The organism is Streptomyces sp. NPDC046261 (assembly GCF_040646235.1).
In the GTDB taxonomy this organism is placed as follows: domain Bacteria; phylum Actinomycetota; class Actinomycetes; order Streptomycetales; family Streptomycetaceae; genus Streptomyces.
This window is the reverse complement of record NZ_JBEYZU010000021.1, coordinates 89,122-100,523: the sequence shown is the minus strand read 5'-3', so window position 1 is coordinate 100,523 and position 11,402 is coordinate 89,122. Positions and strand designations below refer to the sequence as shown.

The 11,402-nt window shown below is 72.7% G+C and carries 10 protein-coding genes; 3 read left to right on the top strand and 7 right to left on the bottom strand.

Annotation, left to right across the window (positions count from 1 at the left end):
* Positions 1-117 precede the first annotated feature (117 nt).
* Both ABZ956_RS26720 and ABZ956_RS26715 read left to right on the top strand, forming a co-directional pair.
* The gene (locus tag ABZ956_RS26720) at positions 118-354 is read left to right on the top strand and encodes a hypothetical protein (protein WP_361898703.1); all 237 of its coding nucleotides are present in this window, start codon (positions 118-120) and stop codon (positions 352-354) included.
* A 90-nt stretch (positions 355-444) separates the two neighbouring features.
* Complete coding sequence (locus ABZ956_RS26715; RefSeq protein ID WP_361898700.1) at positions 445-1,251, top strand: SDR family oxidoreductase; 807 nt, start codon at positions 445-447, stop codon at positions 1,249-1,251.
* A 156-nt stretch (positions 1,252-1,407) separates the two neighbouring features.
* On the opposite strand, the gene ABZ956_RS26710 is transcribed toward ABZ956_RS26715, so the two are convergent.
* Positions 1,408-2,337 (bottom strand): hypothetical protein, encoded by a 930-nt coding sequence (locus ABZ956_RS26710; RefSeq protein ID WP_361898697.1) that lies wholly within the window; start codon positions 2,335-2,337, stop codon positions 1,408-1,410.
* Between the two features lie 258 nt (positions 2,338-2,595).
* Between ABZ956_RS26710 and ABZ956_RS26705 the strand changes: the two genes are divergently transcribed.
* Positions 2,596-4,992 (top strand): phosphoketolase family protein, encoded by a 2,397-nt coding sequence (locus tag ABZ956_RS26705; protein WP_361898694.1) that lies wholly within the window; start codon positions 2,596-2,598, stop codon positions 4,990-4,992.
* 28 nt (positions 4,993-5,020) lie between these two features.
* On the opposite strand, the gene ABZ956_RS26700 is transcribed toward ABZ956_RS26705, so the two are convergent.
* The 6 genes from ABZ956_RS26700 to ABZ956_RS26675 form a co-directional block, all read right to left on the bottom strand.
* Positions 5,021-5,827 carry a hypothetical protein gene (locus ABZ956_RS26700; protein WP_361898691.1) on the bottom strand — a complete coding sequence of 269 codons (807 nt, stop codon included), beginning with the start codon at positions 5,825-5,827 and terminating at the stop codon, positions 5,021-5,023.
* Positions 5,828-5,916: 89 nt separating this feature from the next.
* Positions 5,917-6,924: a glutathione synthase gene (locus ABZ956_RS26695; RefSeq protein ID WP_361898688.1), complete on the bottom strand. Its 1,008-nt coding sequence runs from the start codon at positions 6,922-6,924 to the stop codon at positions 5,917-5,919.
* A gap of 36 nt (positions 6,925-6,960) precedes the next feature.
* On the bottom strand, positions 6,961-8,142 hold the full coding sequence (locus ABZ956_RS26690) for a hypothetical protein (protein WP_361898685.1): 1,182 nt from the start codon (positions 8,140-8,142) through the stop codon (positions 6,961-6,963).
* A gap of 54 nt (positions 8,143-8,196) precedes the next feature.
* Complete coding sequence (locus tag ABZ956_RS26685) at positions 8,197-9,216, bottom strand: TauD/TfdA family dioxygenase (RefSeq protein ID WP_361898682.1); 1,020 nt, start codon at positions 9,214-9,216, stop codon at positions 8,197-8,199.
* 19 nt (positions 9,217-9,235) lie between these two features.
* Complete coding sequence (locus ABZ956_RS26680; RefSeq protein WP_361898678.1) at positions 9,236-10,333, bottom strand: aspartate kinase; 1,098 nt, start codon at positions 10,331-10,333, stop codon at positions 9,236-9,238.
* Positions 10,330-11,373, bottom strand: coding sequence for an aspartate-semialdehyde dehydrogenase (locus ABZ956_RS26675; RefSeq protein ID WP_361898675.1), 1,044 nt, complete (start codon positions 11,371-11,373; stop codon positions 10,330-10,332). Before ABZ956_RS26675 ends, ABZ956_RS26680 begins: the two co-directional genes overlap by 4 nt.
* Positions 11,374-11,402 lie beyond the last annotated feature (29 nt).

Genomic DNA, 11,402 nt, shown 5'->3' with positions numbered 1-11,402 from the left:
GTCGACGAGCGGGCCGAGGTCCAGGACGGGGATACGACCGATCATGGGTGCGCGTTTGGGCCGGGCGGGTGGGGCAACCCGCTCCGGTACCCCGCCCGTTCCCGAAAGGAGATTCCCGTGCTCGCTGTCGCCCTCCTCCTGCCTCCCGCGCTGCTGTGCCTGGTGCTCGCGCTGGACCAGTACGAGGAGCGCCTCCTGACGAAAGGTTCCAGCAAGCCGCGTCACGCGCTGCCCGGCCGGCACTTGCGTGTCGTGCCCGGCCCGCCGTCGCGCGAGCCGCCCCCGCCCGCCTCCCCGGGACCGCACCTGCGTCCCCCGCCCGGCGGCACGGGCCGTGACGCCGATGCGGCCTGAGCCGGCACCGGCCGGGTGACGTGTGCGCCGGAGCGGGTACCGGTCAGCAGTGACCGGACCCCCGGCGCACCCCAGGAGACGAGGACTTCCATGGACGAGCAGGAAACCGCCCCGCGCGTCGCCGTGATCACCGGCGCGGACTCGGGCATCGGCCGTGCCACCGCCGTACGACTGGCCCAGCAGGGCATGGACATCGGCATCACCTGGCACACCGACCTCGAAGGGGCCGAAGGGACGGCCGCCGAGGTGCGAGCGGCCGGCCGGCGGGCCGTGCTCGGGCAGATGGACCTCACCCAGTTGCCGGACGCCGCCGCATGCGTCGACCGGCTCGCCGACGAACTCGGCCGCATCGACGTCCTGGTCAACAACGCGGGCGTCGGCACGGCCACGCCATTCCTCGAACTGGAGCTCGACACGGTCCGCGAGGTGCTCGACGTCAACCTCGTCGGCCCGCTGCTGTGCGGGCAGCGCGCGGCCCGGCGCATGATCCGGCAGGGCGGCGGCGGACGGATCGTCAACGTCACCAGCGTCCACGAGCACCAGCCCCGGGTGGGCGCGGCGCCCTACTGCGCCTCGAAGGGCGGCCTCGGCCTGCTCACCCAGGTGATGGCACTGGAGCTCGCCGAGCACGGCATCACCGTCAACGCCGTCGCGCCCGGCGAGATCGCCACGCCGATGACCAGTCAGGTGGACACCGACGTCCACGCCACCCACCGGCCCGGCGTCCCCCTGGGCCGCCCGGGTGACGCCCGCGAGGTGGCGGCGGTGATCGCCTTCCTCAGCGGACCGGACGCCGGCTACGTCACGGGGGCCTCGTGGAGCGTCGACGGCGGCATGCTGCGGATGGGACCGCATGCCGGCTCCCACATGGAGAACGACTCCTGGCGCCGGTTGTGAGGGGCCACAGGGGAGCCCGTCCGGCGTTTGCGGACCGCGGTCCGGGGCGGAGCCCCGGGAAACGGCGAAAGGGCGGGACCGGGGCTCACTTCTCCCCGCGAGGCGGCCACAGCGGTCACTGATCCGCCGGACACGGCCGGGCCCCCGGCCACCGGGTCAGCCCCCGTCGTCGTCCGCCTCCTCCGCCGCTCTGGCCTCCGCTTCCGCCGTCTCCGCCGCCCGGCGGGCCGTCCGCCAGGCGCGGTCCGCCTCCCGTTGGCGGCCGCGTGCCTCGCGCACCGCCTCGGTGGCGGCGCGCCGGCGGTGTTCGGCCGCGTCGACTTCGGCGGCCAGTTCCTCCAGCCGCCGGCGCGCCGCGGCCTCGGCCTCCTCCGCCCGTTCCGCCTCCGCCCTGGCGCGGCCCAGCTCCTCCTCCCGGGCGCGCATCTCGTGCGCGGCCCGCTCCGCCTCCCGCCGCACGCGGTCGATGTCGTGCCGCCGCTGTTCGCGCCGGCGGCGTTCGCGTGCCTCGGCCAGGTCCGTGACGCGCGCCCCGCCGCCCCGCTCCCGCGCGGGACCGGGTGCCGAGGGCGCGGGCGGCGCGGCGAGGCGGTCCGCGGCGTCGGGGGCCAGCCCCGGAAAGCCGGTCACCGCCGACAGGGGTCTGGAGAGCCGGCCGGTCGCCCACTCCCGCGCCGCCGCGGGATCCGCCAGGACGGCGTGCAGCGTCTCCTCGACCTCGCGCCGCACGTCCTCACCGACGGGGTGCCCGGCCTCGTCCGCGAGGAGGCCGGCCCGCCGGGACAGGGCTGCCACCAGGGTCCTCTGGGCGCGGCCGAGCTCCCGCAGCCGGCCACCGTCCAGGTTCCGGTGGGCGTCCCGCAGCCCCTCGCCGAGACCGATCAGCGCATCGGCCTCGTCCGGCCTCTCCCGTACCAGGAGATTGCTCACCCAGGCCGCGAGCGTGGGCCGGCGCAGCGCCTTGACGCGGCGGGCCAGTTCCCGGTCGCCGGCCCGTACGGCCTCGGCCGCCCGCCGGTCGCGGACGGCGGTGAACTCCTCCGGGCGCAGCCGGAAGAGTTCGTCGCTCACGCTCTCCAGGTCCATGGCCCCTTCCTTCACGTCCCCTCACGTCCCCCACGTCCCCTCACCTGTCGTACCGCCCGGCACCGACGAGTCTCCCGCCCCGGCACCGCCCGCGCACGGCGGCCGGGACGCCCCGGCGGGTCCTCTGGCGGCGGGACCACGGCCGGGTCAGGCTGGGTGAAGCGACGGCCGGGGGGAAGACGCGGAGATGGCGAAGCCGCGTCACGTCGCGGAGCGAGCCGCCACTGGATCCTCGGACGAAGCGTTGCGGAGGCAGTCATGCGGGACGTCACGACGCCGGACCGGGCACCGGCCACCGGTCCGGCCGACCAGGAGCTGCGGGACCTGGACGCGCACTGGCGGGCCGCGAACTACCTGGCCGTCGGGCAGATCTACCTGCTGGCCAACCCCCTGCTGACGGAGCCGCTGCGCCCCGAGCACGTCAAGCCCCGCCTGCTCGGCCACTGGGGCACCTCGCCCGGCCTCAACCTCGTCCACACCCACCTCAACCGCGTCATCAAGGCACGCGGGCTGGACGCGCTGTGCGTGTGGGGGCCGGGGCACGGCGGGCCCGCCGTGCTGGCGAACTCCTGGCTGGAGGGCTCGTATACCGAGACGTACCCCGACGTCACCCGGGACGCGGCGGGCATGGAGCGGCTGTTCCGGCAGTTCTCCTTCCCCGGCGGCGTGCCCAGCCATGTCGCCCCCGAGACGCCCGGCTCGATCCACGAGGGCGGTGAGCTGGGCTATTCCCTCTCCCACGCCTACGGAGCCGCGTTCGACAACCCGGACCTCCTCGTCGCGTGCGTCGTCGGCGACGGAGAGGCGGAGACCGGGCCGCTGGCCACGTCCTGGCACTCCAACAAGTTCCTCGACCCGGTCCACGACGGCGCGGTGCTGCCCGTCCTGCACCTCAACGGCTACAAGATCGCGAACCCGGCCGTCCTCGCCCGCCTGCCCGAGGCCGAGCTGGACGGGCTGCTGCGCGGCTACGGCCACGAGCCCCTGTATGTCGCGGGCGAGGACCCCGCGGCCGTACACCGGGCGATGGCCGCCGCCCTGGACGCGGCCCTGGACCGCATCGCCGGCATTCAGCGCGCCGCCCGGCGCGAGGGCGTCACCGAGCGGCCGCGCTGGCCCGTGATCGTGCTGCGCACGCCCAAGGGATGGACCGGCCCCGGTGAGGTCGACGGCCTGCCGGTCGAGGGCACGTGGCGCTCCCACCAGGTGCCGCTGTCGGCGGTCCGCGACAACCCCGAACACCTGCGGCAGCTGGAGGCGTGGCTGCGCTCGTACCGCCCGCAGGAGCTCTTCGACGAGCGGGGCCGGCCGCGGCCCGAGGTGCTGTCGTGCGTTCCGGACGGCGCCCGCAGGCTGGGGGCGACGCCGCACGCCAACGGTGGCCTGCTGCTGCGCGACCTGCCGCTCCCGCCGCTGGAGCGCTTCGCGGTGCCGGTCGACAAGCCCGGCGCGAGCCTGCACGAGCCCACCGGCGTCCTGGGCAAGCTGCTCGCGAGCGTGATGGAGGCGACGGCCGGGCGCCGGGACTTCCGGCTCGTCGGCCCGGACGAGACCGCCTCCAACCGGCTCCAGGCCGTCTACCGGGCCAGCGGCAAGGCATGGCAGGCGACGACCGTCGCCACGGACGAGGACCTGGACCGGCACGGACGCGTGATGGAGATCCTCTCGGAGCACACCTGCCAGGGCTGGCTGGAGGGTTATCTGCTGACGGGCCGGCACGGCCTGTTCTCCTGCTACGAGGCGTTCGTGCACATCGTCGACTCCATGGTCAACCAGCACGTCAAGTGGCTGCGGGTCTCCCGCCGCCTGCCCTGGCGCCGTCCCGTCGCCTCCCTCAACTACCTGCTCACCTCCCACGTGTGGCGTCAGGACCACAACGGCTTCTCCCACCAGGACCCCGGTTTCATCGACCACATCCTCAACAAGAGCCCCGAGGCCGTACGGGTCTATCTGCCGCCGGACGCCAACACCCTGTTGTCCGTGGCCGACCATGTGCTGCGCACCCGCGACTACGTCAACGTCGTCGTGGCCGGGAAGCAGCCCTGCTTCGACTGGCTCGACCTGGAGCAGGCCCGCGCCCACTGCGCCCGCGGCGCCGGCGTGTGGACGTGGGCCGGTACCGAGAACGGCGGCCGTGAGCCGGACGTCGTCCTCGCCTGCGCCGGTGACGTCCCCACCCAGGAGGTCCTGGCCGCCGCCCAGCTCGTGCGGCGGCACCTGCCGGAGCTGGCGCTGCGCGTCGTCAACGTCGTCGACCTGGCCCGGCTGCTGCCCGCCGGGGAGCATCCGCACGGGATGGCCGACGCGGAGTACGACGCCCTGTTCACGCCCGACAAGCCGGTGATCTTCGCCTATCACGGCTACCCCTGGCTCATCCACCGCCTCGCCTACCGCCGCACCGGCCACGCCCATCTGCACGTCCGCGGCTACAAGGAGATCGGCACCACGACCACGCCCTTCGACATGGTCGTCCGCAACGACCTCGACCGCTACCGCCTCGTCATGGACGTCATCGACCGCGTCCCCTCCCTCGCCGTCCGCGCCGCGCCCGTGCGCCAGGCGATGGAGGACGCCCGTACCCGCCACCACGCCTGGATCCGGGAACACGGCACGGATCTGCCGGAGGTCGCGGACTGGTCGTGGGCGGGCACCTGAGCGGACGGCCCGAGGCCGCCGCGGCCCCCTACGTCTCCGCCTCCCCGAACCGGGCCAGGGCCAGGGCGCCCGCGATGGAGGCCGCGAAGCCCGCGACGGCCAGGGGGGTGAAGCCGTGGCGGGTGGTGTCGCCCAGCCAGACGACACCGAAGAGGGCCGGCCAGACGGATTCGCCGATCACCATGGCCGCCGTGGCCGCGGTGACCGATCCGGAGCGCAGGGCCTCGATCAGCAGGAGGTAGCCGCCGATTCCGGAGATGACCACGGCGTACGTCGTCGGGGCGGTGAGGATCCGGGGGACGGCGAGGTCCGGCAGGAGACGGACGGCGACGGCCACCAGGCCGAAGCTCAGGCCCGCCAGGCCGCCCAGGAGGGCCGCGCGGTGGCGGTGGACGCGGTGTGCCGCTGCCCAGCCCAGCAGGACCAGGCCCACGGAGGCGGCGAGGACGACCAGGCGCAGGCGTTCGTCGCCGGTGCCCGTGCCCTCGTGGCCCGCGGCGATCGCCAGCAGGGCGAGGCCGGCGCAGACCGCGGCGACGGCGCACCATTCCGCGGGCCGCAGCCTGATGCCCAGGACGGCCGCCCCGATCACCGCGGTGACCGCGAGTGACGAGGCCAGCGCCGCTTCCACCACGAACAGCGGTAGCGAGCGCAGGGCGGCCAGCTCGGCCCCGAAGCCCAGGGTGTCCACGCAGACGCCGGCCAGGAACGGCCACTGGCGCAGGGCCGGCACCAGCGACCCGGCGGCGGTCCTGCGGGCCCCGATCGCCTGCAGCACCGTCGCCGCGCCCATGCACAGGGCCGCGCAGAACGCCAGCACCACGCCGAAGAGCATGCGCCCACCGTAAGGGCCCGGAGGCCCATTTCCCCGGTTTTCCGCGGTTTTCCGCGGATTGTCCTCCGGGGTATCGGCAGGCCCGGGCCTTACGGCAGCTTTCCGGCGGTGCGCAGGGCGGCCAGTACGGTGGTGACGGCCTCGGAGGACCTGTCCTCGCCGGTGGCGCGCTGGTGGTAGTTCAGCCCGCCGGGATTCTCCATGTTGACCTCGATCACGTACGGGAAGGCGAGGTCGATTCCCACGTAGAAAATGCCGAAGCCCATCATCTGCTTTCCGAGCCGGCGGACGAATTCGTCCTCTTCCGGGGTGAGTTCGAGCGGCTCGTAGCGTGCGCCCACGGTGGCGTTGGCCCGGTTGTCGTTCTCGCGGGGGAAGCGGAGGAATCCGGACACGGGAGTGTCACCCGCGAGGATCACGCGCTTCTCGTTGGTGCGGATGTTGGGGATGTACTCCTGGACCGCGGCGTACCGCTTGGCCATGCCGATGATGTCGCGGCCGTAACTGACGTAGCGGGACGTCGCGTTTCCGGTGGCGGAGCTCAGCAGCGCCGAGCTGTTGCGGTCCTTTCCGTTGACGACGTAGACGTCCGCGCCGCAGCCCTCGTTGGTCGGCTTGACGACCCAGGAGCGGTCGGTGTCGGACTCGACGAGCCGGTTCAGGACGTCGTAGTCGTTGGAGACGTACGACACGGGCAGGTGCTCGGGCGGCACGAGGGCACCGAGGTTGATCTTCGAGTTGAGGTAGAACAGCGCGGAGGCGTCGTTGACGAACGGCACCCGCTGGTTGAGCAGCCACAGCAGCTGGAAGTAATCGGTCTTGGCCTCGGGGTGGGTGCCGGCCAGCGCCCACACCAGGTCGAAGTCCTCGGCGGAGGCATAGGACTCGCTCAGCGTCGGGAAGTCACCACCGGCAGTGAACTCCTCCGACAGCCTCATCCGGTCGCACACGACGACGGAATCGTGCACGCAGAGCGTGTCGATGTCGCCGATGTGCACCTCATGGCCTTCGCGGTACAGGGCACTGGGGATGATCGAGTGATTGTCGAGCTTGAATTTGTACGCTTCCGACACCAGGACCAGGATTTTGTAGGGCAACGAACTCAACCTTTCTCGGAAAAGGGCGTCAGGTGGTCAGGAGGACGGCAGTTCCTCGAGGTTCTCCATGAGCCAGGCCTCGGCCTCGTAGAGGCGCTCCTCCACCTGGGCGCTGTCGGCGCCGCGCACGATGACGAAGCACAGGTGCGAGGCGCTGTAGAGCGTCACCGCGTCGGGCGCGAGCTGCTCGTTCACCTCGTAGTGGTGCACCCAGTCGAACGGCGGCCTGCCGGGTGCCCGCACCGGGCGGCCCTGGGGCAGGATCGACACCGAGCCGTGCACCTGGGCCGGGGGCGCGGACGGCGGCGCTTCGACGGGCAGGCCGCACGACTGGCGCAGCACGGCGGTGTGCAGGTCCACGCCGTAGGTGGCGCGGGTGAGCGCGGGGATGCGGTCGCCACCGACGCGCGAGGCGATTTCGCACAGCACCAGCTCGCCGTCCGGGGTGTGGAACACCTCGAGGTGGTAGGCGCTGCACTCGGGGGTGTCGAAGGCTTCGAGGACGCGGTCGAAGAACTCCTCCAGTCTGCGGGCGAACTTCTCCTCCGGCCGCAGTTGCAGCGAGCCGTTGTTGTGCCCGGAGAACACGCCGAGGCAGCTGCGCAGATAGCGGGAGGAGGCCACGAACCGGTAGCCGTCGGCCAGGACCGCGTCGACGTGGTACATCTGGCCCTCGACGAACTCCTCGACCATGAGGTCCTCGCGCCAGAGCCGGCGGCTGAAGGCGACGAGGTCGTCCTCGCCCCGCAGGACGACGATGTCGCGTGAGCCGCCCTGTTTCACGGGCTTGACGACGACGGGGTAGTCGCATTCCCCGATGAAGTCGGTCAGGTCGGCGAACGCCTCGAGGCGGGCGAAGCGGGCGGTGGCGACGGTGCGGCTCGCGACCTGTTTCATGACCACCTTGTCGCGGAAGGACAGGGCGCTGGCCGGGGACTGGCCGGGGATGCCGAGGTCCTGCCGGATGCGGGCGCAGCGTTCGAGGTCGTACTCGTTGTCCGTGATGATGTGGGTGAACGGCTTCTCGCGCGCCAGCCGGCGGATCATCAGCTCGGGGTAGGGGACGGCCTCGCAGTCCTTGACGTATTCGTACCGGCCCAGGCCCTCGGTGTTGCGCAGCTCGTGGTGGCTGAACACCTGCAGTCGGCCGGCCGCGTCGGGGAACATGGCGGGGTAGTCGAGCCGGGGGCCGTAGTTGATCACTGCGATGTTGGTCATGGGCGTCGGCCTCGCATGGGGTGGTGAGGGCGGGATGTAGGGCGGGAGCGGGGGTCAGTGGAGGCGGCGGGTGCCGGGGGTGGCCCGGTAGCGGATGTCCCACTGATTGCGGCGCACATAGGTCCGCTGCAGCCAGCGGTCCTGCCCGTCGTAGCGCGCGGTGAACGGTGAACGGGCGTGCAGGCCCTTGCGGTTGTTGATGAGCAGGGCCTCTCCGGGGCGCAGGAACACCTCGTGGGCGACTTCCCGGCAGGCGGCCTGGAGACGGTCCAGGGCGGAGCGTGCCGCGTCGTTCATGGCGTGGACGCCGTTGGCGGCCGCCGAGACCTCGGGGCATGCCTCGGGGCCACTGATCATGGGGACCGGTTCGGAGAGGACCTCGGCCCCGCCGGCGACGTCACGGACGTAGCTGCCGGGGGCGTTCATGCGGAAGAGCGGGCTGCGCAGGGTGCGCAGGGTCCGCTCGTCGACGGCACGGCAGATGTCGCGGGCGTCGGCGTAGTACGTGCCGGCCACGCCTTCGTGGTCGGCGCGCAGGCAGCTGAGGACGAGGAAGTCGGGGCTGGCCAGGTCGTAGCGGCCCCTCTCGTCGTGGACGATGTCGTTGTGGAAGTTGAGGAAGACGGCGGACCCCTGGTTGGTCTGGGTCATGGCGCCGCCCTCGACGGGGATGACGTCGTGCACCAGCCGGCCGTTCTTCTCGGTGGTGAACCCGACCGGCTCCCCGATGAGGCCGCTCAGCCCGAGCAGCACTCCCTCGGCCACGAAGGACTTCTTGTCCGGGCTGGGGTTGCCGTCGCGCGGGGTCGCGGGCAGGTGCTCGTCGACGGGCGCGTTGCGGACGTGGCCGACGCCGGGGGTGTCGGGGTGCCGGCCGAAGTCCAGGACGCGCTGGAGGGTTTCGGTGGGCAGCTGGGCGAAGATCTGCAGGTAGCGGGCCATCGACCAGTCGATGTCGCGCGTCGGGTCGGGGGTGGCGGCCAGGTCGGCGCCGAGGCGGTCGCGGACGTCGTCCGGCAGGTCGATCCCGATGAGGGTGGGGTCCGCGGCAACCGCGGAGGCGGGGGCAGTCACGTGCGTACTCCTGTTGCGGTCAGAGGGTCGGAAGGCCGGTGGCGGAGGCGGGGACGGCGAGGTTGTCGTGGAGCTTCTGGGCGAGCCGTACCGCCTCGTCCTCGTCGGCGGCGATGTGGACGGCCGTGCGGCCGCCCCTGATCTCGGTCACGGGGATGCCGGCGGTCCGTGCGGGGGCGAGGCCGTGCCGGCGCCGGGTCTCCTCCTGGTCGACGTAGCCGCCGATGACCGCCACGTACGGGCCGTCCTCCAGCCGGACGGTGTCCACTCCGTCGGCGCGGAATGCCTGGTGCGCCCGGTCGGCCGCCGTGCGGTCGGGGTAGCCGAGCACGGTGGAGCGGAGGTTGAGGACCACCGCGTCGGCCCGCTCTCCCGTGCCGCCGATGAGGGTGCCGGTGGTGAACGGGGCCTTGTTGTGCCGGCAGACGATGGTGACGCCGTGCTGCTCGGCGAGGCGTACGGCACGGTGGTGCAGCACTTTGGCGCCCTGCCGGGACATGGTGGCGGCGTCGGCGTAGGAGACGTGTTCCAGCAGCCGGGTGCCGGTGATCTTGTTCGGGTCGCCGCTGTGGATGCCTTCGACGTCGGAGTGGATCTCGCAGTGGCCGGCGCCCAGGGCGACGGCCACGGCGACCGCCGACAGGTCGGAGCTGTTCTTGCCCAGCCACGTGGGCCGGCCGCGGCCGTCGACGGCCTGCCCGCCGGGGACGACGACCACGTCGTGCCGGGCGAGCGCGTACCACAGGGGTTCGGGGTCGATGTGCTCCAGCCGGGCCCACATGAACGTCTCGTCGGTCGTGACCCCGCTCTCGTGGCCGGCCAGCACCGTGGCGGACCGGCCGAGGCGGTGCAGGGCCGCGGCCAACAGGTGGGCGCTGACGGTGTCGGCGAGGGTGAGCAGGCCGGCCACGCGGTCGTCCGAGGGGTGGGGGTCGACCTCGTGCAGCCGGCCCCGCAGCTTCTCGGTCTCTCCGGGCATGGCGCTGACCACGACCGCCAGCGGCCGCCCGCCGGCCTCGACGCGCGCGGACAGGGCCCGGGCCAGCTCCCCGTACGCGTCGGGAGAGGCGAAGCTCGAACCGCCGAACTTGAGCACGGCGGGCAGGGCGGGGGTCACAGCGTGCCCCGCTCGGTGAGGGCCTCGGCGATCTGGATGGCGTTCAGGGCGGCGCCGATGCGCAGGTTGTCGGAGACGAGCCAGAGCCAGAAGCCGCGGGGGTTGTGGGGGGCGACGCGGATGCGGCCGACGTGGACGTGGTCGGGGTCGCCGGCGGTGCGCGGGGTGGGGAAGCCGCCGATGGCGTCCCGGTCGTGGACGGTGACCTCGGGCTGCGCGGCGAGCAGCCGGACGAGTTCGTCGCGGTCGACGACGTCGGCGCACTCGATCCAGGCGGCCTCGGAGTGGCAGTTGACCACGGGGACGCGCACGCAGGTGGTGGTGACGTCGAGGTGCGGTACGCCGAGGATCTTGCGGGACTCCTGGAGCATCTTCTGCTCCTCCAGGGTGAATCCGCTCTCGAGCAGCTCGTCGACGAAGGGGATGACGTTGAAGGCGAGGGTGGGGGTGAACTCCTCGGCCGGGGCGTCGCCCGTGGGGTTCTCCAGGGTGACGCGGGTGGCCTCGCGCAGCTCGGCCATGCCCGCGTGGCCGCGTCCGGAGGCGGCCTGGTAGGTGCTCACCACGGCCTGCCGGATGCCCCACCGGTCCTCGATGGGCCGCAGGAGCCGTACGAGGGGGATGGTGGAGCAGTTGGGGTTGGCGATGATGCCGCTGTCCGGGCGCCGGTCGAGTTCGTGCGCGTTGACCTGCGGGACGACCAGGGGGGTGGCGGGGTCCATGCGGAAGGCGTTGGTGTTGTCGATGACGAGGGCGCCCTGCGCCACGGCGGCCGGCGCCCACTTCCTGCTGACCGAGCCGCCCGCGGAGAAGAAGGCGAGGTCGACGGTGGAGAAGTCGAAGGTGTCCAGGGCCGCCACGCGGTAGGAGCGGCCGTCGACGGTCAGTTCGCGGCCGGCCGAGCGTGCGGAGGCGACGAGGTGGATCTCCCGGTAGGGGAAGCCGCGCTCCTCGATGAGCTCGATCAAGGTGGTGCCGACGGCACCGGTGGCGCCGACCAGGGCGATGCGGGGAGCGGTGTCGCTCGGGGTGAGGGGCATGTCCTTCTTTCCCATCCGTTGTGGTGGTG

Coding starts and splice junctions, on each gene's coding strand:
- ABZ956_RS26715 (WP_361898700.1), top strand. CDS start 445: ATGGACGAGCAGGAAACCGCCCCGCGCGTCGCCGTGATCACCGGCGCG.
- ABZ956_RS26710 (WP_361898697.1), bottom strand. CDS start 2,337: ATGGACCTGGAGAGCGTGAGCGACGAACTCTTCCGGCTGCGCCCGGAG.
- ABZ956_RS26705 (WP_361898694.1), top strand. CDS start 2,596: ATGCGGGACGTCACGACGCCGGACCGGGCACCGGCCACCGGTCCGGCC.
- ABZ956_RS26700 (WP_361898691.1), bottom strand. CDS start 5,827: ATGCTCTTCGGCGTGGTGCTGGCGTTCTGCGCGGCCCTGTGCATGGGC.
- ABZ956_RS26690 (WP_361898685.1), bottom strand. CDS start 8,142: ATGACCAACATCGCAGTGATCAACTACGGCCCCCGGCTCGACTACCCC.
- ABZ956_RS26675 (WP_361898675.1), bottom strand. CDS start 11,373: ATGCCCCTCACCCCGAGCGACACCGCTCCCCGCATCGCCCTGGTCGGC.